Below are 22,055 nucleotides of genomic sequence, written 5' to 3' on the forward strand. Positions count from 1 at the left end.
GCAGGGAGCCTATGGAATGACCCTGCACAGCGACCGCGGCAGCCAGTTTACCAGCTCCTCATTTCGGAAGGTGCTGGCGCAATACGGTGCGGTTCAAAGCATGAGCGGTACGGGCCGCTGCTACGACAACGCCAGAATGGAGAGCTTTTTTGCGACGTTGAAGAAGGAAAAACTCTATCGAATCAGGACGGAGCGGATGCCCATGGAACAGGTTAAGAGCATCGTGTTCCGGTACATCATGACCTACTATAATCGCCAGCGTATCTATACTGCGAACCCCGGCGGTCTGCCGCCGGTTATGTATCGTCAGGCCGCCAGAGGCCTGGCCGCATAAACTGCAGATTTTGGGTGTTCACATTCTGAACGGTTCTTGACTTCTCCATAATGTAGAGACGAGTGAACTATCAAATACTGATTTCAAACTCAAATTTGAGAAGAAAACTCCAAAAGAATAAAGCAATCTCCCGTGGGAGCCAGTGCGGTTCTCACGGGGATCCTTTTCATGTCTAAATTCGTGTGCAAATTCGTGTGCAATTTTTCAATTATTTTTGCACATGAGCCATTCTTTTATGGATGAATGCCAATCAACAGTGAATCATCAATCCATTGTGCCTCTAAGCAAAAATAAAAGAAGCCTTGATTTCTCAAGACTTCTTTTTTGGTGGAGGTGGGGGGAGTTGAACCCCCGTCCGAAAACACTTTAACGAGACTTTCTCCGGGCGCAGACGGTTATTTCGGGAGTCTTACTCTCCCCGTTCCCCTCGCCACCGGCAAGCCATCACGCCGGCGGGTCAAGTGAGCTTCATAATTTATGGCACGCGCAAAGCTTAGCGTACGCACATTTACCGCTAAACGACGCCCTTCCCGGCTCGCGGTCCTTCCGGGTCGGACGGCTGCCTTAGTTAGGCAGCGTAAGCAACAGTATTATTGTTGTTTAATTTATAAATTGCCCGTTTTTTGGATGACAGGCGCATCCGCCCGCTGGTCTCGCCTCCATATCCCCGTCGAAACCGGTACACCCCCGTATCGAGGAAACAAACTGCACTCCACTACCATACCCCATTCCGCCGCAACGCTCCGTTGCCTGCGGCGGAATGAGGAGAATTTGAGAACTTGCAGACCGCTCCTGCCGGATTGGGGTACAAATTGCTTGGGTTTGAAAGCAAAATCATACTGTTTGAAATTATAGCATACTTCTCCACCGAAGTCTGTTACAATTTTGTGAAGTTTATGTTTTTGTAAATTTTACCATCAGCTTCGCCGGAGTCAGCTTGGCGATCAGCCGGTAAAACTTATAGAACATCGTGGGGGTATAGAACGTGCGGCGATATTTTGCCGCCAGCAAAGTGCCGTGGGCCACGCGGACCTGGTCGCAGTAGGGCAGCGTATTAAACATTGCAGAATTGCCGGTAATATTGCCCACATCGCAGAATTCTGTGGCCATAGGTCCGGGGCAAACGGCCGTGACGGAAATTCCCTTCTTGTGAAGCTCTTCGCCAAGGCCCACGGTAAAGTGGGAGACAAACGCCTTCGAGGAAGAATAGACCGTCATTCGGGCATTGGGACAGAAAGCGGCAATGGAGGACACGTTGATGATCCGCCCGCCTCGGGGAATATAAGGGATGGTCAGATTTGTGATGGCAGTCAGAGCCCTCAGGTTCAAGTCGATCATGCGGGTCTCAAGCACCGTATTCGTCTCCCCCAGATTGCCCAGATACCCGCACCCGGCGTTATTCACCAACAGGAGTACCTGTGGCTGTTCAGAAAGGAGCTTTTCCTGAAACGTGGTAAAACTCATGGGGTCGCACAAATCCAGCCCCAGGCACAACGCCGGACGGGGCAGCGATGCGGCCACATCCTCCAGTTTGTCCTTCCGCCGGGCAATCAGCCAAAGCTGCTCCACCTCCGGGAACTCGGCCACCAACTGACGGGCAAATTCCCGGCCCAGGCCGGAGGACGCGCCGGTGACAATGGCAATTTTCACAAAAGACACTTCCTTCCGATTAAAAATCGGGCAGCGGTTCTTCTTACCGCTCGGCCTTTTTCTCCGGTTCCGGGTACTCCACGCCCAGGGTGTCCACCCGGATGGAGGCAATTACCTCCGGCGTTTTGGGCTTGTCGTTGAAATCCGTCTTCACCTCGGAGATGCGGACGGCTTCGTCCTCACCCTCCAACACCTTGCCGAAGGCGGCATACTGCCCGTCCAGATGGGGCGCGTCGTCCACCATGATGAAGAACTGGCTTCCGGCGCTGTTGGGCGCCATGGTCCGGGCCATGGAAAGGACGCCCAGCGTGTGGCGCAGGTCGTTTTGCTGAAAGCCGTTGCCGGAGAACTCACCGTGGACAGTGTATCCGGGGCCGCCGGTACCGGTGCCAAGAGGGCAGCCGCCCTGAATCATGAAGCCGGGGATGCAACGGTGAAAAATCAGCTTATCATAATAGCCGGAATTGGCCAGGGCGATAAAATTGTTCACGGTGTTGGGGGCCTTGTCGGGGTACAGCTCCGCTTTCATCACCTTGCCGCTTTCCATGGTAATGGTGGCAATGGGGTTTTTCACTTCAGACATTGAAATAATTCCTTTCTTCTCTCCGTTTTTTCGCCGAATCATATTGCCGCTTGCTTTGTCTGCTCCTTCGGCCCGGTTAACGATTTTCCGGCTTCAGCGGTTCCTTTCCTTCATATGACGGTCCATCTCCCGCTCCGCGTCCCGCTTGGCGATGGTATCTCGTTTGTCATAGTTTTTCTTGCCCTTGCACGCGCCGATTTCCAGCTTTACTCTGGCGTCCTTAAAGTAGACAGACAGAGGGACCAGCGTGTATCCATCCTGTTTGACCAGAGCCTGAAGCTTGCGGATCTCATTCTTGTGCATCAGGAGCTTGCGGACCCGCTCAGGGTCCTTGTTGAAAATATTGCCTTTTTCGTAAGGAGAGATGTGCATGCCGTTGACAAACAGCTCGCCGCTTTGGATTGAGCACCAGGCATCCTTCAGATTCAGCGTTCCGGCCCGGATGGACTTCACCTCTGTACCGAAGAGCTCAATGCCCGCCTCATATTTCTCCTCCACGAAGTAGTCGTGGTATGCCTTGCGGTTTTGCGCTGCGATTTTAATTCCCTTTTTCTCCGTGGAAAGCGCCTCCTTCCGGGACCCGTCATGTCAGATGCTGGTATTTTAACATAATCCTGCCCAATCTTCAAGTAAAAGAAACATTGTCATTTTTTTGCGTATTTGCTATAATAGCCACAGAGTGATTTATTGTATGTTTGTTGACAGCCAAAAACAGAGAATCGCAGGTGCATATCAGATGTATGAAAATTTAAAGGAGACTCTCATTTCCCGGAAGGATATCTATGCCGGGAAAATTTTTAATGTCCATGTGGACCAGGTGCGGCTGCCCGACGGGAAGACCGCCGTCCGCGAGGTGGCGGACCACTGTCCCTGCGTCGCAATCGTGGCGCTGGACCATGAGAACAATGTGCTGACCGTGACGCAATACCGCTATGTGTTTGACAGGGCGCTGCTGGAAATCCCGGCGGGAAAGCTGGAACCGGGCGAGGACCCGGCAACGGGTGCTCTGCGGGAGCTGAAAGAGGAGACCGGCGCGGTGCCGGACGAGTTTTTGCCCATGGGGAAGCTGATTCCGTCTCCGGGATGTCTGGGTGAGGAGCTTTATCTGTTCCTGGCGCGGGGGCTGCATATGGAGAGCACACAGCCCGATGAGGACGAATTTCTCGTTCAGGAGCGCATTCCCTTCGACGAGATGGTCCACCGCTGCGTCCGGGGTGAGATCGAAGACGGGAAGACGATTGCGGCCGTGCTGAAAGCGAAGCTTTTGCTGAATCTTTGAGATTTTGAGAGGAGACTCCATGGAACAGAAAAAAACCGTGTTGATCGTGGAGGACGAAAAAAATATCGTCGATATTCTGTGCTTTAACCTCCAGAGGGAAGGCTATGCTACGCTGGAGGCCTATGACGGCGAGGATGGCTTGGAAAAGGCGCAGTCTGAAAAGCCGGATCTGATTTTGCTGGATGTCATGCTTCCCAAAATGAATGGGTTCGATGTCTGCCGCACGCTTAGAAAGGGACACAACAATGTGCCCGTGGTAATTTTGACCGCACGGGAGGAGGAGACGGACAAGGTGCTCGGGCTGGAGATCGGCGCGGATGACTATATTACAAAGCCCTTCTCCATGCGGGAGCTGATTGCCCGGGTGGGAGCCAATATCCGCCGCACCGTCATGAGCGCGCCCGCCGCCGAAGGAACCATGACCATCGCCGGAGACCTCTCCATCAACACGGACTGCCACCAGGTCTTCCGGGACGGGTCGGTGATTGAACTGACCCAGCGGGAGTACGAGCTTTTGACGTTTTTGGCCAGTCATCCCAATAAGGTGTATGCCCGCATTGATCTGATGGAACAGGTTTGGAACTACGGATATGTGGGTGACGATGCCCGAACTGTGGACGTCACTGTCCGGCGGCTGCGGGAAAAAATTGAAGCGGACCCGGCCAATCCGCGATACATACTCACAAGGCGCGGGGCGGGATATTACTTTTCAACGTAATAAGGGGTGGCTGACTTCCCTTTGTGCTGAAAAGTTCGCCAAGCCGCGCGGCGAAGCGGCCGGAAGACGCGGCTCCCAGATTCCCGGAGAAAAGAGGTGCCACAATGTTTAAAAGTCTCCATATGAAGCTGATGCTCATCATGCTGCTGCTGATTACCTCGCTGATGGCGGCAGTGGGAGCGTTCCTGACCACCAACGTGTCCAGTTTCTATATTGACAGCTTTTATGAGCAGATGAACGATATGTTCGGCTCCGATGTGGAGACGGACGGCACCGCGCTGGCCAAAAACGCCAGATTCATGTCGGACCTTTTGTCTGCCGCCGCCGCGCCTGACGGCGCGGCTCAGATGCAGAAGATTCTGGAGGCCAACGCCGGTCTTCTGGGCATTGATTCCCGTACCCGGAACTATTACATACTGGACGGCTCCTCCGGAGCGGTTTTAGCGGAGTCGGATGAACGTGGCGCGATTCTGGCGTCCACGCCCAATCTCATCTCTGCCTTGAACGGCTCGGTGGGGGACCGCAGCGATCTGACCGCAGACTATATGGATGCGGCCTTTCCACTCTCCGACGGGGAGAACAGCTATATCATCTATATCCTTGACAACCGGGACACTGTTTCCAGACTGAACGAGAAACTTTTTACCATCATCATGCAGGCGCTGATGATCGGACTTTTGATCTCTGTGCTGTTCAGCTACCTTTTGAGCAAGACCCTCGTCGGCCCTATCGAAAAGGTGACGGAGGGGGCGGAGCGTCTGGCGGGCGGAGACTTTGGCAATAAGCTGCCGGTGGAGTCCCCGGATGAAATCGGTATTTTGACCGGCACGTTCAACCACATGGCGGATGTGCTTCAGGACAGCCTCAACGCCGTGGAGAACGAGCGGAATAAGCTGGACACCCTGTTCCTTCACATGACCGACGGAGTGGTGGCCTTTGACCACGACGGGACGCTAATTCATTGCAATCCCGCCGCCACGCAGCTACTTCAGCGCTCTGTCCCCAAGGAGACGGTCTATGACGAGCTGTTCGGCTCCGTTTATCCGCTGACTCAGATTCTGGACCTTCAGCGGCCCAACTATGCCGATGCGGAGATGATGGCGGGGGACAAGACGCTGGAACTGTACTTCGCCCCGTTTTCGGACAAGGCCAGCGGCGGTGTGCTGGTGGTTTTGCACGACGAGACGGAGCACCACCGCAGCGAGGAACGGCGTAAGGAGTTTGTCGCCAATGTGTCACATGAGCTGCGTACTCCTCTCACCAATGTCCGCAGCTATGCGGAGACACTGCGAAGCAGCGGAAGAGATATTCCACAGGCCACCGCCGACAGCTTTTTGGACATTATTATCAATGAGACAGACCGCATGACCCACATTGTTCAAGATCTGCTGACACTCTCCCGGCTGGATGCGGGAAACACGGAGATGAACTGCACCCGCTTTGATTTTGGCGAGGCCATTTCCAGTGTGGTCCGGGCCAACGCACTGGAGGCCAAGCACAGGGGCCACGAGCTGAAGTGGGGACCTGCACAGCCGCTGCCCCTGATCTACGGGGACCGTCAGAGACTGGAGCAGGTGATGATGAATATTCTGGGCAACGCCATCAAATACACCCCCGATGGCGGCCACATTCGGATTACCGCCGGAATCGTCGGGGAGCATGTATGGATGGAGGTGTCCGACGACGGAATCGGCATCCCGGAAAAGGATCGGGAGCACATTTTTGAGCGATTCTACCGGGTGGACAAGGCTCGCTCCCGGGAGTCCGGAGGAACGGGGCTGGGCCTTTCCATCGCCAGGGAGATCGTGGAACGGCACCACGGGACCATTCGCCTTGCCCGGCACGAGGGGCCGGGAACCACAGTTCGCTTGACGCTGCCCATCCGTCAGAAAGGGCAGAAGGCGTGATGCTATTGGAGAGGAAAGGAGCGCGGCCATGGACCAGCAAGCAAAAAGGCGGCGGAACCTGCTGCAAAACATTGCCATCGTCCTGCTGACCACGTCCGCTGTGACGCTGTTTGTCCAGACGCAGCGCTATAACCTCCGTGCCGGCACCGGATATCTCTCCGATCTGTTTTCCGCCGGTTCCGTCCAGAAGGCGCAGGGTGTCTCCGGCCTGACAGACCTCGCCGAGCCGGTGCGCGTCGCTGTCACCGGGGCATACGGCCGCTGGGCCGATCTGTCTTTGACCACCGTGAGTGAGGACTTTGCACAGCCGGGAAATCTTCTGATGGAAGCGCTGGGCTCCGCCGGGGCCATGAAGGGCTGCAGCGTGGATGATTTCCGTTCTGCGCTGCGTGTCAGCGCAGATTACGGCGGCTCCGTCTACTATGATTTTGACAGCGCGCTGCCGCTTCCCTTACTGGCGGGACTGGTAGGGGCCGGCTGGGATGGCGGAGACCTCTCCGCCCGCCGTGTCCTGCTTCAGGCCAAGGGGAGCACGGTCCAGCTCTTTCTGTGGGACGGCGGCAGCGCCTGCTTTGTCTGCACCACTGCCCTCACGGCTGAAAGCCTCAGGGAAGTGGTGACAGAGTACCAGTTGGGCAGCGCCTGGTTTGCATTTGATCAGCCGGAGAATTGCAGCCATGTGGCCCCGTTCTCTCTGTTTTCCGATCAGCTTGCTCCTCCGCCGAATCTGAGCGTGACCAGTGCCGTCACCGATTCAAGTGCGTTGATGCTGGCGCTGTCATTCAACCCCCACACCAATTTCCGATACTCGGAGTCCTCCGGCGCGGAGGTGGTGGTGGAGGGAGACCGGACCCTGAGCATCCGCTCCGACGGCGAAGTTTCCTATCAGGGCAGCAGCGGGACGCTGAGTATTGCCTCTGCGGGCGAGACGCCCACGGAGGCGGAGGTCGTGGTGGGGGTCTATCAGCTGCTGTCCCAGTTGCTCCCTGCCCAAAGCAGCGCCGAGCTCTTTCTTCAGAGTTACAGATTCGATGGAATTTCGACGACGATGAGCTTTGGCTATCAATACAACGGACTTCCAATCCGGTTTACGGACGGCGGTGCCGCCGCGGAGGTCACACTGGAGGGCTCGGCTGTTACCCGCCTGTCGCTGCGGCTGCGGCAATACACAGCGGGGGAGAGCACAGGGACGCTGCTGCCGCTGGCGCAGGCACTGTCCATTGCCCGCAGCTATCCGGGGAAGAAACTTTCCGTCTACTATGTGGACAGCGGAAGTACTGCCGCCGCACAATGGCTGGTGGAGTAAAGAGAACAGGGAGGAGCGCGCGGAATGGAGACGTACCGGCTGAAAAATATTATCATTCTCACCCTCGTGCTGGTGAATGCGTTTCTTCTTGGGACACTGGGAATGCGGCAGGCTCAACAGGTCGCCTCCCAGAGCCAGGCCACGGAGGAGCTGGTGAAGCTTTTCGCCGGTGAGGGTGTGACGCTCAGCGAATCTGCCGTCTCCTTTGACCCGCCTCCTGCCGCATTGACACTGGCGCGGGACACTGCGGCGGAAAGAGCATTAGCCGCAACATTTTTGGGGAATGAACTGACTGCCGCCGACGAGGGCGGCGGCATCCTCACCTATACCTCCAACCTGGGGCGGGCAGTATTTCGCGCCTCAGGCGCCTTTGAGATCACAGGAGAGCTGGGGAGGAACCCCTCCGCATTGGGACAGCAGTTCTGCCGGAATCACGGCTGCGAGCTTCCCGACGAGTGGTTTAATGCCTCCGGCGGCGGCACAGTTACCGTGCGGCAGCTTTGTCAGGGTTATCCCGTGGAGGATTGTTCCGTTACATTTCTGGCGGAAAACAACGTTCTTCATTCTGTCTATGGTACGTTTCTGCCCTCCAATTCCACCATATCCCAAAGTGAGAATCTCATCACCGCATCTACCGCTCTGACCGCCTTTCTGGAGGCGCGGCGGACCTCCGGCGCGGTGGTCAGCGCCGTCACCGGCATTTATCGCTGCTATGAATTTCAGAATACCGCCTCCGCCCTGACTCTGACGCCTACCTGGCGTGTGGTCACGGATACAGTCGATTATTATGTGAATTGCTCCACCAGTGCGGTCACGCATGCGTAGATTTGGGCGGTCGAATAGGCTCCTAGATGGTTGCAATAAAAAAAGCGGCATACCTTTTTTTGCCTGAGCAAGGATTCTTTTGCCTTTCCGAATGTTTCCGAAATTTTTGATTGCGTTTCTTGCAATGTGTGGTAAAATGTGCTATGCTAACCAAGTCTGTAGCGGCTCTATCTGCCACGGGACCGCCTGTTCGACACACCGGGACATGATGCAATGCGGACGGCGCGTAAAATCATCAAAATATGCCGCGCAAACTTGGTAAAAGCTGGATTATTTTGATCTCCTGTTTTCTTGTATGGAAGTTTCATCAAAGGGTACAATGAAAGCAGGCGGTCTGCCTTGATGTAAAAGAGAGGGTTTTTGGTTTGACAAAATATGTGATACAGGGCGGTAAGCCCCTGTTTGGCGAAGTGGAGATCAGCGGTGCGAAAAATGCGGCCGTGGCGATTCTTCCAGCCGCACTTTTGGTGGACGGTGTTTGCCGCATTGAAAACATTCCCCAGATTTCCGATGTGCATTTGTTTTTTACTATTTTGGATGAATTGGGAGCGTCTGTCCGCTCCATCAACCCCCATACGGTGGAGATTAACTGCACGCATATTCGTTCCACTCGCACCTCTTATGAGATGGCGCGGCGTATCCGTGCGTCCTATTATCTGATCGGGGCGCTGTTGGGCCGCTTTGCGAGGGCTGAGGTGGCCATGCCCGGCGGATGCAATTTTGGGGTCCGTCCCATCGACCAGCACATCAAGGGTTTCAAGGCTCTGGGGGCCGACGTGGTGGTGGAGGGCGGCTTCATTCACGCTTCCTGTGAACAGCCCAGACTTCACGGAGCCAACATCTATCTGGACGTGGTTTCCGTTGGCGCAACGATGAATATTATGATGGCCGCTGTTTTGGCGGAGGGTAGCACTGTCATTGAAAATGCGGCGAAGGAGCCACATATCGTGGATCTGGCCAACTTCCTCAACTCCATGGGGGCCAATGTCCGGGGAGCGGGCACGGATACCATCAAGATTCAGGGCGTTTCCCGCCTCCGGGGCGGAAGCTATGCGATTATTCCCGACCAGATTGAAGCTGGCACCTACATGGCGGCAGTGGCCGCCACCGGCGGACAGATCCTGATAAAAAATATTATTCCCAAGCATATGGATTGTATTACCGCCAAGCTGCAGGAGTGCGGCGTGGAGGTGGAGGAGCGAGAGGATACGCTTTTGGTCCGGCGCAGCGAGCCGCTGCACAAGGCCAACGTAAAGACCATGCCCTATCCCGGCTTCCCCACGGATATGCAGCCTCAGATGACCACAGTTCTCTCTCTGGCGGAAGGGACGTCGCTGGTGACAGAGAGCGTATGGAACAACCGCTACCGGTATGTGGATGAGCTGAAGCGCATGGGAGCCAGCATTCAGGTGGATGATAAAACCGCGGTGGTGCAGGGTGTGGACCATCTCACCGGAGCACCCATTCAGGCCTGCGATCTGCGGGCGGGTGCGGCGCTGGTTATTGCGGCGCTGGCTGCAAAAGGCGAATCCGAGGTCAGCTGTGTGCAGTATATTGAGCGGGGCTACGAGCGGATTGTGGACAAGCTCCGGGCGTTGGGAGCCAGTATCCGGGTGGTCGAGGATCCGAACGAAAACGACCAGCTGGAAGCGCACATCGGCTAAAACCAAGACCGTTTCAGTCGGAGCCGCCTCTTTGACTTCATCAGAGGGAATGGGGCGTGCAGACTTTGTTCAGTTATCAATATCCGCGTCCGCGATGGAGGTCGCCGACTTTCGTCGACCATCTCCATCACGGACGCATTTTTTCATCAGTGGCAAATGAACCGCCGCAGACTGCGATTTATTGCACATTCTGATGTACGGGGGACTTTTTTTGACGATTTTACATACACTGGCCAGCGGCTCCTCGGGCAACGCCGCATTACTGGAACAGGACGGCGTCTGCCTTCTGGTGGATGCGGGCATTTCCTGCCGCCGCATCACCGCTGCTCTGCGGGAGCTGGGCCGGTCACTGGAGGACCTGTCCGGAATCCTCATCACCCATACGCACACCGATCACATCGCGGGGATGCAAACCCTTTTGAAGCAGTGGGACGGCCCTGTTTTCGCCAGCGAGGCGGCTGGCCGGGACCTGCGGCGGCGGCTGGCCGGGATGGAAGGCCGCCTGTCACCCTTTGTTCTGGGTCAGCGGTTCACAGTAGACGGCTGCGACGTGGACCCTTTTCCCACATCCCACGACGCGCCAGGCTCCGCCGGGTTCCGCATTGGGGAGTTCGGCCTGCTGACCGATACGGGATATGTTACTGACGAGGCGGCGGACGTTCTCTCCGGCGTACCACTGCTGGTGCTGGAGGCCAACCATGATGTGGATATGCTCCGCGGGGGGGCGTACCCCTATTTTTTGAAGCAGCGCATATTAAGTGACGAGGGGCATCTGAGCAACGAGGCCGCGGCGCGGTTCGCGGTCCAGTCCTGCCGGGATGGGACACTGGAGGTGGTTCTCGCTCATCTGAGCAAGGACAATAACACGCCGGACGCCGCCCTATCCGCCGTGTCCGCCGCGCTGGCGGTGGCCGGGGAAGCGCCGACTCTGTCCGTGGCTTCAAGAGACTGCGTGGGTCCCTGCCATAAAGTATCGGAGGCTGTATGCAAAAAGTAACCATCCTATGTGTTGGGAAGCTGAAGGAGAAGTTTTACGCGGACGCTGCGGCTGAGTATGCAAAGCGGCTGTCCCGATTCTGCAAACCGGAAATTGTGGAGCTTCCGGAAGCGCGGCTGAGTGAAATGCCCTCTCCCGCCGAGATGGAACAGGCTCTTTTGGAGGAGGCTGGCAGGGTGGAGGCGAAGCTCCCTAAATCCGGTGCTCTGATCGCGCTGTGCATTGAGGGGACAGAGCTCAGTTCCCCGGCTCTTGCGGAGGCGCTGAGCAGCTTCGCCGTTTCCGGCGCGTCCCAGCTTACCTTCCTGATCGGCGGCAGTGTGGGGCTGCACCCGTCGCTGAAAGCCCGGGCTGATCTGCGCCTATCCATGTCCCCTATGACCTTTCCCCACCATCTGGCGCGGGTGATGCTGTTGGAGCAGATTTACCGGGCGTATCAAATTCAGGCGGGGAGCCGGTATCACAAATAAGACTTAAAAAATTGGCTGATTTCTTAAGAAAAGGAGAAAACCCAATGAAAGAAGAGACCAACTGGGGCTTTCGTCAAGGCGATTTGCCGGAGCACTGGCCCACCGGCCCAGACGGCCAACCCCAACAGGCCGCGCTGTTGATCGCAGCGCAGTCGGAGCTGGGCGGCGGCGCGGACGTGCTGCTGTCCATGCTGAACGGCTGCGGTATTCCCGCGTTCAAGTCCGGCTCACTGGGCAAGGTCATTTTCGGCTTTGCCGGACGGGGCGTGGACATCTACGTTCCCCAGTCCATGCTGGAAGACGCCAAAGCGATTCTGAACCATCCCGCCCAGCTGGGCGATGAAGAATAAAAGGAGGGGAATCCCATGGATTTCATGCAGGAGTATGAGAAGTGGATTAAAAGTCCCGCCCTGTCCCAAGCGGAGAAGGACGAGCTGTCCGCGCTGAAGGACGATCCAAAAGAGATCGAGGCGCGGTTTTACGGCCCTTTGGAGTTTGGAACCGCAGGGCTGCGGGGCGTCATGGCTGTGGGTCTGCACAACATGAACGTCCATGTGATCCGCCACGCCACCCAGGCCTTTGCCAAGGTGATTCTGGCGGAGGGCGGAGACGCGGCGTCGCGGGGCGTCGCCATCTGCATGGACTGTCGCAACCACTCTATGGAATTCGCACGGGAGGCCGCGGGTGTCTGCGTGGCCAACGGCGTTTCCGTCCGCATCTTTGATTCTCTCCGCCCCACGCCGGAGCTGAGCTTCGCCGTGCGGGAATATGGCTGCATTGCGGGCATCAACGTCACTGCCAGCCATAACCCCAAAGAGTATAACGGATACAAGGTCTACTGGGAGGACGGCGCGCAGCTGCCGCCCCATCACGCTGCGGCCGTCGCCAAAAAGATGGAGGAGATCGACATCTTTGGCGGTGTAAAGACCATGTCGTGGGAGGACGCGCTGAAATCCGGCCGCGTCACCGTGATGGGCGAGGAGACGGATAGAAGATTCATGGCACAGGTCACCGCAATGATCAACGACAGGGAGAGCGTCGCCAAGGTGGCGGACACCTTCAAACTGGTGTACACCCCGTTCCACGGCTGCGGCTACAAGCTGGTGCCGGAAGCGTTGCGGGCGCTGGGCGTGAAGCACATCCTCTGCGAGCCGAAGCAGATGGTCATTGACGGCAACTTCCCCACCGTGGTTTCTCCCAACCCGGAAAATCCGGACGGGTTTTATCTGGCGATTGATCTGGCCAAAGCCAACGACGTGGATTTCATTGTGGGGACCGACCCAGACAGCGACCGCGTGGGTATTATGGTCCGGGACAGGAGCGGCGGGTTCCGCCCCGTCACCGGCAACCAGACCGGCGTACTGCTGCTGGATTACCTGATCGGAGCCATGAAGCGGGCCGGCCGGCTGCCGGAGCGGCCCGTGGCGCTGAAGACCATCGTCACTACGGAGATGGCCCGGAAGGTGGCGGAGTTCAACGGCGTAGAGTGCTTTGACACCTTCACCGGCTTCAAATTCATGGCGGAGAAGAAGAACGCCCTGGAATCCAGCGGTGAGGGAAAGGTCATTTTTTCCTACGAGGAGTCTTACGGCTACATGCTGGGCGATTATGTCCGGGATAAGGATGCTGTCACTGCCTCCATGCTGCTCACCGAGATGGCCGCGTGGTACGCAACTCAGGGAATGACGCTGTTTGACGCGTTGGAAAAGCTGTATGAGAAATATGGGCAGTACGCCGAGAAGACCTATAATCTGGTGATGCCGGGTCTGGACGGTTTAAAGGACATGGCAGAGCTGATGAAGTCCCTGCGGGAAAATCCGCCCGCAGAGATCGCGGACGTGCGGGTGACGGTCCGCAAGGACTATTCCGACGGGACGGTGACCGACTGTGCCACCGGCGCGAAAAGCAAAATGGAGCTGTGCGGGTCCAATGTTCTGCGGTTCGAGATGGCGGACGGCACCGCCATGATTGTCCGTCCTTCCGGCACCGAGCCCAAAATCAAGGTCTACATCCTCACTTTGGGGGCCGATCAGGACGTTTGCACCGCGAATCTCAAGAAATACGGCGCGTGGGCGGCGGCGCTGCAAAAATGAGAACGCCGCAGGAAGAAACCGCAGGGGATGGTGCTGTAAAGCTGTGCCTGTACGCATCCGCCTGCACCCGGAATGACTTTTACCTGCAGCGGGTGGAAGAGGCGATCCGGGATCTGGGCCTTCGCGGTACGGTGGAAAAGATTACGGCGGAGGATGCCATTGCGGCCCGGGGATTTGAGAGCGTGTGCCAGCCCTCATACTGCCCCGGCTGCCGGGCCAACCACGCGGCGCTTGAGGACCCAGACGGCTTTTATCTGCCCGTTCTGACCGGAAACGGGAGGCCTCTGTTCTGGAACGTTCCTCCTTCGGACGAACAGCTCCGTACCGCTCTGGAACAATATTTATGAACAGGCGGGTCCGCTTCCATTTGGACAGTGCTCATAGACGAGTGCGTATTTGAGCAGACGCAAACGAAATAGGTATAAGGTATAGTGGAGTCAGGATGACCAATATGGTCATTCTGGCTCCACTTGTTTTGCCAACAGCAAAGACAACTCCCGACTTGGCTGGTGTAAAAATAGTCTATAGCAGTTTGCGGTTGCAGATAAAATCAAAAAAGTATTATTTTATTTCGATTTTTGTCGATTAAAATAGAAAAGATACCTTATATAAAAGCAGGCGCAACAGGGTAAAAAGCTTTCGCAGCCTGTCGAAAGGAGAAATACGGTGAGCAGCAAGTATATTGTACGGCAGCCAATCAAAGACAAGGACAGCAATGTTATTGGCTATGAGCTTCTTTACTACGGCGAAAATCAGGCGTTTGGCGATGATGATCTCTCCGCTGTTTCAAAGGAGGCCGACGTTTCCACGTCCCCTGCATCCAATGCTCCCGCTTCCAGCAATGACTTTGCCGCAGCAAATGCGATCTATAATTTCTTAACGCAGAATACTGAAAAAGCTCTGACAGGAACTCTGAATTTCATGACCTTTACACCGACTCTTCTGATGAAGAAGGCACCCCGGATATTTAAAAAGTCCGAATTGGTCATTCAGATCGAGGACAACGTAATCATCCATCCGCTGGCCATGCATTTTGTCCAGCAGTTTGCAAAAGAGGGCTACAAAATTGCGGTGAACGAGTTCAGATTCGCCCCTCGGTATCTGGCGCTTATGGATAAAATTCATTACATTAAGTTGAATTTTGCCACGAATCCGGTGACCACATTGTCCAACATCATTGAACTTGCCCACAGTATGGATAAGAAGTGCATCGCCACGAATATCACCAGTGAGGAACTTTATAATTGTGCCGTTCACCTGCGCGCAGATGCGCTGGAGGGTACTTATGTGGCAGAAAAGCTCTCCTCAAAAGCGCATACCAGCGGATATCTGCAAAGCAACTTTTTCAGGCTGATGGTGGCTGTCACGCAGGATGAGCCGGACATTGACGATATTGAGCGGATGATCTCTCAAGACGCGTCCCTAGTCTTTGGACTGCTGCGCATGGCAAACTCCGTCTATTTTTCTTCAACGCACCGCTCTACCACCATCCGTCAGGCGATCATGACTTTGGGTCTCGGTCAGCTGCGCCAGTGGATCTACCTTCTCAGCGCCAGCAATGCGGAAAATGAGATCGATCCGTCCTCCGAGGAGTTCCTCAAGCTGTCTTTCCTGCGGGCGAATTTCTGCAGCGACCTGATCGACTATACACAAAATACGCTATCCATTTCCAAGGGCGACGCCTATCTGATCGGCATGTTCTCAACGCTGGGTTATCTGGTAGACGCACCTATGGAGGAAATCCTGTCCGAAGTACCGGTTGTGGATGAAGTTAAAAACGCCTTGCTCTATCAGGAGGGCTCGGCCGGCAAACTGTATGCTCTGCTTCTCAGCTATGAACGGGCGGACTGGGAACGCATCAGCAGTTTGGCGGAGGAACTTCATATCCCCACGAACCTGCTCACCAGCGTATATTTCGATTCCGTGGATCGCGCCAATATCATCTGGGACAGGATCACTGCCCCGGAAACCTCTGACCTTTCCGACGAGAACATATAATTGCTCCGATCAACACGACATCGTTTATGGCATGGTTAAATTACGTATAACGATAGGAGCACGTAAAAAACTTCCGTGGTACAGGCTTGCAAATTTCCCCATTTGTGCTAACATAGACATATTCAGCTGTCAGCGATGTGAGAGCACAGCTGTAAATCTATCAATGAGGGGGCAGGGTCATGGTGATTCATGAGTCGGCAGAGGACTATCTGGAATCAATACTGATCTTGCGGGGGCGGCTGGGGTCTGTGCGATCCATCGACATCGTGAACGAACTTGGCTACTCCAAGCCCAGCGTCAGCATCGCCATGAAAAAGCTGCGGGAAAACGGATATATTTCCGTGGCGGGGGACGGAACCATCACGCTGAACGACAGCGGTATGGAAATTGCCTCCCGGATCTATGGACGCCACAAGACTCTCACGGAGTTTTTTACGATTTTGGGCGTTTCTTCAAAAATTGCTGCCGAGGATGCCTGCAAGGTGGAACACGACCTGAACAACGAGACTTTCGCCCGCATCACAGAGTTCGTGGAGAGATCCAGATGAAAATAGGAAGCGGCCCGCCAATACGGCGGGCCGTACTTTATGCTTCTTTCGAGAACGCTTCCCGCGTCGCGTCGTCGTTCGCCTTTCGCCTCTGAGCCAAAACCACCCCGGCGGTGATGAGGCCTGCGCCTAGAATCGCCGCCCAGGTCACGGGTTCCTTCAGCGTGAAGTGGGCCGCCACGATGGTGACAAAGGGAATCAAATAAATGCAGTTGTTGGTGGGGACCACGCCCAGCAGCGCAAAGGCCTTTGCCCACAGCACATAGCAAAGCGCGCTGCCGATCAGCCCCAGAAACAAAAGGTCGAACGCCAGCAGGGGAGAGGTCAGCGGCGACAGGGAAAACGATCCCCCGGGAACGGCCATGGGGATGGCGGTGACGAGGCCCCAGAGCATGGTCCGCCGGGTGACCAGAATCGGGTCCAGTTCCCCCGACGCTCTGCGCAGGAGTACGGAGTACACCGCCCAGCAGCAGGCGGCCAGCAGAGCTAAAAGATCCCCCGCCGGACTGAGGTGGAGGACGAAAGCGCCGTTGCACACCACCAGAATCACTCCGGAAAAGGCCACGAGGAAGCCGAACAGTGTGTTCCGGTGAAACTTCTCGTCAATGGCGAAGTGAGCCAGGATCGCTGTGAAGATAGGGGCGGCGGAGACAATAATACTGACATTGGCGGCGGTGGTGTGGAGCAGGGCGGTGTTTTCCGTCAAAAAATATAAAGAGCAGCCGGCGAGCCCCAGTGCGGCGAAGCGCATCTCCGATCTCCACGGAAGCTTCAACAGACGGGGCCGGATCATCCACAGCGCGATGTAGGCAAGGACAAACCGCATCAGCATGATGCGGGCGGGAGTATAAACGGTCAACAGCTGCTTGCTGGCGATGAACGTGGTTCCCCATACTACCACGGTGAACAGGGCGAAAAAGTATCCCAGAGAGGTCCGCTTTGGCAATTTCATAGGTATCCTCCTGCGCATGGCGCACACAATATAAGAACACGATACCACTTTAAATATGAAATCGCAAGGGACCATTTCCCAGGCGTTTTCTGCATCGCACAAACGCGCGAACCGCCGGGAAGCGAATCTCGCTTCCCGGCGGACGACGAATAGCTTAGCGCTGAGTAGAGTTCTGCTTCCTGTTTTCCTGATTCTGACGCTGACTGTCCTGCCGATTCGGCTGGTTCTGGCGCTGCTGGTTCGGCTGGTCCTGCTGGCGGTCATCGCGCTGATTGTTTTCACGGTTCTGGGCCATGCTGCACACCTCCCTTCGGTTCACTGAGTACGGTGAATAGTTTGCCGCACTTGGCAATCTTTTATTCGAAAGAAAGTAAAAGAAATTAAAAAAATATGGAACCGGTGGTTGACAAACGGGAGCGGGGCTGGTATAGTAACTAGGAAAAACAAAGAGAGCTGAATGCATCCGCTCCACCTCCCGCCAATTGGCAAAGAGGTCAACATCGTACTCAAGCTGCCTTTGGCGGTTTGTTGGCAGGCGCGTTTCCGATTTTGGAAGGTGCGCCCTGTCTGGGGAGTTACGCGGATGCCGGATTGGCACCCGCGTTTTTTGCAATTTTTGAATGGAGGTGCTTGGACTATTAGCAGTGTAGAGCATGAACTGAACGAGGCGATCCGGGACCGGGAGATCCGCTTGATCGGGGCAGAGAGCGAGCAGTTGGGCATCATGTCCTCGGCCGACGCGCAGAAGATCGCCGACGAACAGGGCCTGGACCTGGTGAAAATTTCGCCGCAGGCAAAGCCGCCCGTGTGCAAGCTGATGAACTATGGAAAGTTCCGGTTTGAACAGAGCAAGCGGGAAAAAGAAGCCCGGAAGAATCAGCATGTAGTGGAGATCAAGGAGATCCGCATGTCCCCCGGCATTGACATTGGGGATTTCAACACAAAGCTGAAAAATGCCCAGAAGTTCATTGCCGAAGGCAACCGCGTCAAGGTTTCGGTCCGTTTCCGCGGACGCGAGATGGCTCATACCGATATCGGTCGGGCCCTGTTAGACCGGTTTGCCGAGCAGTGCGCCGAGACCGCCGCATTGGACAAGACCGCCAAGCTGGAGGGCAGGATGATGTCTATCTTCCTCTCTCCTAAAATTGGTAAATAACAGGTTTTTCAAACACACGGAAGGAGATTTCAATTATGCCGAAGCTGAAGACTCACAGCGGTGCCAAGAAGAGATTCAATCTGAGCAAGAGCGGGAAGGTCAAACGCGCCCGCGCCTTCAAGAGCCACATCCTGACCAAGAAGGACACCAAGCGTACACGCCGCCTCCGCACCGGTACCTATGCGGATAAGACCAATGTGGACGCGATCCGCAAGATGATCCCCTACAAATAAGATACTGAACGGTTTAGAATAGGAGGCATTTTAATATGGCAAGAGTAAAAGGCGCGATGATGACGCGCAAGAGAAGAAATAAAATCATGAAGCTGGCCAAGGGCTATTGGGGCGACAAGTCCCGGCACTTCAGAATCGCAAACGAAGCGGTCATGAAGTCCCTGAGCTACGCTTATACCGGCCGCCGTCTGAAGAAGCGCGACTTCCGCCAGCTGTGGATCACCCGCATCTCCGCGGCCTGCAAGATCAACGGCATGAACTACTCCACGTTCATGCACGGTCTGAAGACCGCCGGTGTGACCATCAACCGCAAGATGCTGGCTGAGATGGCCGTCAACGACACTGCCGCATTTGCGCAGCTGGCCGAGATGGCAAAAAAGCCCGCATAAGAGCGGCGTTTATAAAACGTTAGGGCAGGTATCCAATCGGATACCTGCCCTTGTTGGCATCATGGTTTCGCTCCACCCCTTCGGTCAGTGGGCGGCAATCTGATCTCCTTCTGCTCCATCCGCCGGGGAAGGCTCCGGTTCCGTCCACTCCACCATGGTGGCGACCAGACGGTTGATGGGTGTTCCCAACTCGTGGAACTTAGCCTCGTAGTCCGTCATGACCCCCTTGGGACCGTCCGCGTGGAGGTTCCGGGTTACCTCGGAAAGAGTGAAGCCGAACTGCGGGATCTCCTCCACGGAAAACTCAAATAGGGGAGAGTTGTCCGTTTTGAAATGGATCTGCCCACCAGATATCAGGACCTTCCGGTACAGTTTGAGAAAATTTCCATGGGTCAGGCGGCGCTTAGCGTGCCGTTTAGTTGGCCAGGGATCGCAGAAGTTAATATAGATGCGGTCCACCTCGTGGGGCTGGAAAAAGGAGGGAAGCTGGTCGGCGTTGGCGTCCACGAAAAAGACATTGTCCAACCCATCGGCGCGGCATCGCTCCATGGCTACCACCATTGCGTCCGGGACGATCTCCACCGCGATAAATAGCACGTCCGGTTCGTCCTTAGCGGTTTCCGCCGTGAATCGTCCCTTGCCGCAGCCCAGCTCCACCCGCAGCTCCCGGGCACCGGGCTTCAGCGTCCGCCACCGGCCAGACATGGAATAGGGGTCGGAAACCAGCAGGGCGGCACACCGCTCCATCCGGGGGACCAGATTTTTTTTCTTTCGCATTCGCATAACGGATACATTCCTCCTATAATAAAAGCAAATTATGATAGCATGATTTCATCATGCTATCATAATTTTCAGCCATGCGCTGCCTCCAGCGGTGTGGCCTTAAACTCGGTGCTTCGGTACGGAGTGCCGAAGTGCACATATAGCGATATAACATTCATTATAGCACGTTTTTCTTCTTTGTAAATGTAAATGCGGAGCGAAAAAAATTTGCCCCGAGGTGCCAAATTTTTTAATATCTGTTAATAAATTCACATAAAAGCATAAATTTGTGCAATGAATTTGTAAGAAGTGTAAAAAAGCAAGAATTGTTAGATTTCTTCCACGATTGGACTTGATAATTGGAGTGAGAGAAACTATAATGGACATTGTGAGTATTTTAGCAAAGTCTGCTTTTCCAGATGGCATATACCTTTGACAAGTATTGAAGGAGGAAGACATGGCGTTTGTTGAATTGGAGCATAGGGGCGATATTGCAGTCCTGACCATCAACCGTCCCGAGGCGCTGAACGCGCTGAACGATGAGGTTATCTCTCAGTTGGACAAGGCGTTGGATTCTGTCGATCCAGCCGCCATCCGGTGCCTGATCGTCACCGGCTCGGGACAGAAGGCGTTTGTGGCTGGCGCAGATATTGCGCAGATGAGCGAATTGACCAAAGCGGAAGGCGAGGCCTTCGGCAAGCACGGAAATGATGTATTCCGCAAGTTGGAAACACTCCCCGTTCCCACCATTGCGGTGGTAAACGGCTTTGCCTTGGGCGGCGGCTGCGAACTGTCCATGAGCTGTGACATTCGCCTGTGTTCCGACACGGCGGTCTTCGGACAGCCTGAGGTGGGTCTTGGCATCACGCCGGGCTTTGGCGGTACACAGCGTATGGCTCGCCTGATCGGACCCGGCAAAGCAAAGGAACTGATCTATACCGCTCGCAATATCAAGGCCCCGGAGGCCCTGAGTATCGGGCTGGTGCAAGCCGTTTATCCCACCGACCAGCTGATGGCGGAGGCTGAGAAGATGGCATCGCGCATTGCTGGAAATGCCCCCATTGCGGTCCGCGCGTGTAAAAAGGCCGTCAACGACGGGCTGCAGGTGGATATGGATGCAGCCATGGTGGTAGAGGAGAAGCTGTTTGGCTCCTGTTTTGAGACCAAGGACCAGAAGAATGCAATGTCCGCTTTCATTGAAAAGCGGAAGCACGATCCGTTTGTAAATGGCTGAGTCGTCAGCGTTTATAAAATAAATCCCACGATATTATTTGAATTTAATAGGAGGATTCGTATGAAAGTTGCAATTTTTGGCGCCGGTACTATGGGCAGCGGTATTGCTCAGGTTTTTGCGGCCAAGGGTCACACCGCTCTGATGTATGCAAGTTCCGTCACTTCCGCCCAGAAGCACAAGGACAAGCTGGCTGCGTCCCTGCAGAAGCGCGTCGAGAAGGGCAAGATGACCCAGGAGGCGATGGACGCCCTGATGGCCAACGTGCTGGTGGATGAGAAATCTGCCGCTGCGGATGCCGATCTGATCATTGAGTGTGTCAAGGAAGACATGGCCACCAAGAAAGAACTGCTCAATGAGCTGGACGCCATGTGCAAGGAGAGCACCATCTTCGCTTCCAATACATCTTCTCTTTCCATCACCGAGATGGGCCACGGCCTGAAGCATCCCGTCATTGGTATGCACTTCTTCAATCCCGTTCCCAGCATGAAGCTGGTGGAGATCATCCGGGGCGCCAACACCACCCAGGAGACTTTCGACTTTGTCTACAATCTGTCCAAGGAGATCGGCAAGGATCCCATCGAGGTTGCCGAGGCTCCCGGCTTTGTGGTCAACAAGGTTCTCATCCCCATGATCAACGAGGCCATCGGCCTTGTTGAGACCGGCGTCGCCTCCGTGGGCGATATTGACAAGGCCATGATGCTTGGTGCAAACCATCCCATGGGCCCCTTGGCTCTGGGCGATTTCATCGGCCTGGATGTGTGTCTGGCGATCATGGAAACTCTGTTCAGCGAGACCGGCGATCCTAAATATCGTCCCGCGCTGCTTTTGCGCAAGATGGTTCGCGGTGGTCTGTTGGGTAAGAAGACCGGTAAGGGCTTCTACGATTATTCCAAGTAAATTCAATAGAAGGAGTAAAAGGTATGGATTTTCATCTGTCAAACGAGCAGTTGATGCTTC

General features: G+C 55.4%; 25 protein-coding genes and 1 other RNA gene. 20 read left to right on the plus strand and 6 right to left on the minus strand.

Translation table 11 applies throughout. From position 1 onward, the window contains the following. A partial coding sequence (locus tag ABWQ15_RS02805) for an IS3 family transposase (RefSeq protein ID WP_353907309.1) occupies positions 1-334 on the plus strand: 334 nt, incomplete at its 5' end. A gap of 325 nt (positions 335-659) precedes the next feature. Here the strand turns inward: ABWQ15_RS02805 and ssrA are convergent. From ssrA to smpB, 4 genes are all read right to left on the minus strand, one after another. Then, positions 660-1,023: a transfer-messenger RNA gene (ssrA, locus tag ABWQ15_RS02810) on the minus strand. A 205-nt stretch (positions 1,024-1,228) separates the two neighbouring features. Beyond that, complete coding sequence (locus ABWQ15_RS02815; RefSeq protein WP_353907310.1) at positions 1,229-1,984, minus strand: SDR family NAD(P)-dependent oxidoreductase; 756 nt, start codon at positions 1,982-1,984, stop codon at positions 1,229-1,231. Between the two features lie 43 nt (positions 1,985-2,027). Next, a complete protein-coding gene (locus ABWQ15_RS02820; protein WP_353907311.1) occupies positions 2,028-2,567 on the minus strand; it encodes a peptidylprolyl isomerase in 540 nt (179 codons plus the stop codon). Between the two features lie 93 nt (positions 2,568-2,660). Next, positions 2,661-3,065 (minus strand): SsrA-binding protein SmpB, encoded by a 405-nt coding sequence (gene smpB, locus ABWQ15_RS02825; protein WP_353907312.1) that lies wholly within the window; start codon positions 3,063-3,065, stop codon positions 2,661-2,663. Positions 3,066-3,303: 238 nt separating this feature from the next. On the opposite strand from smpB, the gene ABWQ15_RS02830 reads away from it, so the two are divergent. The 13 genes from ABWQ15_RS02830 to ABWQ15_RS02890 all read left to right on the plus strand — a co-directional run bounded on the left by ABWQ15_RS02830 (position 3,304) and on the right by ABWQ15_RS02890 (position 16,372). Next, positions 3,304-3,846 carry an NUDIX hydrolase gene (locus tag ABWQ15_RS02830; protein ID WP_353907313.1) on the plus strand — a complete coding sequence of 181 codons (543 nt, stop codon included), beginning with the start codon at positions 3,304-3,306 and terminating at the stop codon, positions 3,844-3,846. A 19-nt stretch (positions 3,847-3,865) separates the two neighbouring features. Next, positions 3,866-4,564 (plus strand): response regulator, encoded by a 699-nt coding sequence (locus tag ABWQ15_RS02835; RefSeq protein ID WP_353907314.1) that lies wholly within the window; start codon positions 3,866-3,868, stop codon positions 4,562-4,564. Positions 4,565-4,668: 104 nt separating this feature from the next. Next, positions 4,669-6,471: an ATP-binding protein gene (locus tag ABWQ15_RS02840; RefSeq protein WP_353907315.1), complete on the plus strand. Its 1,803-nt coding sequence runs from the start codon at positions 4,669-4,671 to the stop codon at positions 6,469-6,471. Between the two features lie 28 nt (positions 6,472-6,499). Then, positions 6,500-7,777 (plus strand): hypothetical protein, encoded by a 1,278-nt coding sequence (locus ABWQ15_RS02845; protein WP_353907316.1) that lies wholly within the window; start codon positions 6,500-6,502, stop codon positions 7,775-7,777. Between the two features lie 24 nt (positions 7,778-7,801). Continuing rightward, positions 7,802-8,602, plus strand: a complete 801-nt coding sequence (locus ABWQ15_RS02850) for a hypothetical protein (protein WP_353907317.1) — start codon at positions 7,802-7,804, stop codon at positions 8,600-8,602. A gap of 365 nt (positions 8,603-8,967) precedes the next feature. Then, positions 8,968-10,266: a UDP-N-acetylglucosamine 1-carboxyvinyltransferase gene (murA, locus tag ABWQ15_RS02855; protein ID WP_353907318.1), complete on the plus strand. Its 1,299-nt coding sequence runs from the start codon at positions 8,968-8,970 to the stop codon at positions 10,264-10,266. A 211-nt stretch (positions 10,267-10,477) separates the two neighbouring features. Then, entirely contained in the window at positions 10,478-11,263 is a 786-nt protein-coding gene (locus tag ABWQ15_RS02860) for an MBL fold metallo-hydrolase (RefSeq protein WP_353907319.1), read from the plus strand. After that, positions 11,251-11,733: a 23S rRNA (pseudouridine(1915)-N(3))-methyltransferase RlmH gene (gene rlmH / locus ABWQ15_RS02865; protein WP_353907320.1), complete on the plus strand. Its 483-nt coding sequence runs from the start codon at positions 11,251-11,253 to the stop codon at positions 11,731-11,733. The genes ABWQ15_RS02860 and rlmH overlap by 13 nt, the downstream gene beginning before the upstream one ends. Positions 11,734-11,777: 44 nt before the next feature. After that, the gene (locus tag ABWQ15_RS02870; protein WP_353907321.1) at positions 11,778-12,083 is read left to right on the plus strand and encodes a putative signal transducing protein; all 306 of its coding nucleotides are present in this window, start codon (positions 11,778-11,780) and stop codon (positions 12,081-12,083) included. A gap of 15 nt (positions 12,084-12,098) precedes the next feature. Beyond that, positions 12,099-13,826 (plus strand): phospho-sugar mutase, encoded by a 1,728-nt coding sequence (locus ABWQ15_RS02875; protein WP_353907322.1) that lies wholly within the window; start codon positions 12,099-12,101, stop codon positions 13,824-13,826. Next, the gene (locus ABWQ15_RS02880) at positions 13,823-14,173 is read left to right on the plus strand and encodes a thioredoxin domain-containing protein (protein ID WP_353907323.1); all 351 of its coding nucleotides are present in this window, start codon (positions 13,823-13,825) and stop codon (positions 14,171-14,173) included. Before ABWQ15_RS02875 ends, ABWQ15_RS02880 begins: the two co-directional genes overlap by 4 nt. A gap of 319 nt (positions 14,174-14,492) precedes the next feature. Continuing rightward, a complete protein-coding gene (locus ABWQ15_RS02885) occupies positions 14,493-15,824 on the plus strand; it encodes an EAL and HDOD domain-containing protein (protein WP_353907324.1) in 1,332 nt (443 codons plus the stop codon). A gap of 179 nt (positions 15,825-16,003) precedes the next feature. After that, positions 16,004-16,372 carry a metal-dependent transcriptional regulator gene (locus ABWQ15_RS02890; protein WP_353907325.1) on the plus strand — a complete coding sequence of 123 codons (369 nt, stop codon included), beginning with the start codon at positions 16,004-16,006 and terminating at the stop codon, positions 16,370-16,372. Positions 16,373-16,409: 37 nt separating this feature from the next. On the opposite strand, the gene ABWQ15_RS02895 is transcribed toward ABWQ15_RS02890, so the two are convergent. After that, positions 16,410-17,324, minus strand: a complete 915-nt coding sequence (locus ABWQ15_RS02895) for a DMT family transporter (RefSeq protein ID WP_353907326.1) — start codon at positions 17,322-17,324, stop codon at positions 16,410-16,412. A 55-nt stretch (positions 17,325-17,379) separates the two neighbouring features. On the opposite strand from ABWQ15_RS02895, the gene ABWQ15_RS02900 reads away from it, so the two are divergent. The 4 genes from ABWQ15_RS02900 (at position 17,380) to rplT (ending at position 19,102) form a co-directional block, all read left to right on the plus strand. Beyond that, positions 17,380-17,646, plus strand: coding sequence for a hypothetical protein (locus tag ABWQ15_RS02900; RefSeq protein ID WP_353907327.1), 267 nt, complete (start codon positions 17,380-17,382; stop codon positions 17,644-17,646). Between the two features lie 261 nt (positions 17,647-17,907). Beyond that, positions 17,908-18,480: a translation initiation factor IF-3 gene (gene infC / locus ABWQ15_RS02905; protein ID WP_353907328.1), complete on the plus strand. Its 573-nt coding sequence runs from the start codon at positions 17,908-17,910 to the stop codon at positions 18,478-18,480. 35 nt (positions 18,481-18,515) lie between these two features. Then, positions 18,516-18,713, plus strand: a complete 198-nt coding sequence (gene rpmI / locus ABWQ15_RS02910; RefSeq protein ID WP_014117495.1) for a 50S ribosomal protein L35 — start codon at positions 18,516-18,518, stop codon at positions 18,711-18,713. Positions 18,714-18,748: 35 nt separating this feature from the next. Continuing rightward, positions 18,749-19,102, plus strand: coding sequence for a 50S ribosomal protein L20 (gene rplT / locus ABWQ15_RS02915; RefSeq protein WP_353907329.1), 354 nt, complete (start codon positions 18,749-18,751; stop codon positions 19,100-19,102). A gap of 84 nt (positions 19,103-19,186) precedes the next feature. Here rplT and trmB read toward each other — a convergent pair whose 3' ends face one another. Continuing rightward, the gene (gene trmB / locus ABWQ15_RS02920; protein ID WP_353907330.1) at positions 19,187-19,885 is read right to left on the minus strand and encodes a tRNA (guanosine(46)-N7)-methyltransferase TrmB; all 699 of its coding nucleotides are present in this window, start codon (positions 19,883-19,885) and stop codon (positions 19,187-19,189) included. A 436-nt stretch (positions 19,886-20,321) separates the two neighbouring features. Between trmB and ABWQ15_RS02925 the strand changes: the two genes are divergently transcribed. Beyond that, complete coding sequence (locus ABWQ15_RS02925; protein ID WP_353907331.1) at positions 20,322-21,098, plus strand: enoyl-CoA hydratase-related protein; 777 nt, start codon at positions 20,322-20,324, stop codon at positions 21,096-21,098. 60 nt (positions 21,099-21,158) lie between these two features. After that, positions 21,159-21,995 carry a 3-hydroxyacyl-CoA dehydrogenase family protein gene (locus tag ABWQ15_RS02930; protein ID WP_353907332.1) on the plus strand — a complete coding sequence of 279 codons (837 nt, stop codon included), beginning with the start codon at positions 21,159-21,161 and terminating at the stop codon, positions 21,993-21,995. Positions 21,996-22,055: the final 60 nt, after the last annotated feature.

The sequence above is a fragment of the Oscillibacter sp. genome (genome assembly GCF_040505565.1).
Lineage (GTDB): Bacteria > Bacillota > Clostridia > Oscillospirales > Oscillospiraceae > Oscillibacter.

What these genes read in the sequence shown, in the direction of transcription:
- trmB (WP_353907330.1), bottom strand. Translation starts at nt 19,885, where the DNA reads ATGCGAATGCGAAAGAAAAAAAATCTGGTCCCCCGGATGGAGCGGTGT.
- ABWQ15_RS02840 (WP_353907315.1), top strand. Translation starts at nt 4,669, where the DNA reads ATGTTTAAAAGTCTCCATATGAAGCTGATGCTCATCATGCTGCTGCTG.
- rlmH (WP_353907320.1), top strand. Translation starts at nt 11,251, where the DNA reads ATGCAAAAAGTAACCATCCTATGTGTTGGGAAGCTGAAGGAGAAGTTT.
- ABWQ15_RS02875 (WP_353907322.1), top strand. Translation starts at nt 12,099, where the DNA reads ATGGATTTCATGCAGGAGTATGAGAAGTGGATTAAAAGTCCCGCCCTG.
- ABWQ15_RS02845 (WP_353907316.1), top strand. Translation starts at nt 6,500, where the DNA reads ATGGACCAGCAAGCAAAAAGGCGGCGGAACCTGCTGCAAAACATTGCC.
- ABWQ15_RS02895 (WP_353907326.1), bottom strand. Translation starts at nt 17,324, where the DNA reads ATGAAATTGCCAAAGCGGACCTCTCTGGGATACTTTTTCGCCCTGTTC.
- ABWQ15_RS02930 (WP_353907332.1), top strand. Translation starts at nt 21,159, where the DNA reads ATGAAAGTTGCAATTTTTGGCGCCGGTACTATGGGCAGCGGTATTGCT.
- ABWQ15_RS02880 (WP_353907323.1), top strand. Translation starts at nt 13,823, where the DNA reads ATGAGAACGCCGCAGGAAGAAACCGCAGGGGATGGTGCTGTAAAGCTG.
- rpmI (WP_014117495.1), top strand. Translation starts at nt 18,516, where the DNA reads ATGCCGAAGCTGAAGACTCACAGCGGTGCCAAGAAGAGATTCAATCTG.
- ABWQ15_RS02870 (WP_353907321.1), top strand. Translation starts at nt 11,778, where the DNA reads ATGAAAGAAGAGACCAACTGGGGCTTTCGTCAAGGCGATTTGCCGGAG.
- ABWQ15_RS02820 (WP_353907311.1), bottom strand. Translation starts at nt 2,567, where the DNA reads ATGTCTGAAGTGAAAAACCCCATTGCCACCATTACCATGGAAAGCGGC.
- ABWQ15_RS02835 (WP_353907314.1), top strand. Translation starts at nt 3,866, where the DNA reads ATGGAACAGAAAAAAACCGTGTTGATCGTGGAGGACGAAAAAAATATC.
- ABWQ15_RS02925 (WP_353907331.1), top strand. Translation starts at nt 20,322, where the DNA reads ATGGCGTTTGTTGAATTGGAGCATAGGGGCGATATTGCAGTCCTGACC.
- ABWQ15_RS02850 (WP_353907317.1), top strand. Translation starts at nt 7,802, where the DNA reads ATGGAGACGTACCGGCTGAAAAATATTATCATTCTCACCCTCGTGCTG.
- infC (WP_353907328.1), top strand. Translation starts at nt 17,908, where the DNA reads ATGCCGGATTGGCACCCGCGTTTTTTGCAATTTTTGAATGGAGGTGCT.
- ABWQ15_RS02830 (WP_353907313.1), top strand. Translation starts at nt 3,304, where the DNA reads ATGTATGAAAATTTAAAGGAGACTCTCATTTCCCGGAAGGATATCTAT.
- rplT (WP_353907329.1), top strand. Translation starts at nt 18,749, where the DNA reads ATGGCAAGAGTAAAAGGCGCGATGATGACGCGCAAGAGAAGAAATAAA.
- ABWQ15_RS02890 (WP_353907325.1), top strand. Translation starts at nt 16,004, where the DNA reads ATGGTGATTCATGAGTCGGCAGAGGACTATCTGGAATCAATACTGATC.
- ABWQ15_RS02900 (WP_353907327.1), top strand. Translation starts at nt 17,380, where the DNA reads ATGAAATCGCAAGGGACCATTTCCCAGGCGTTTTCTGCATCGCACAAA.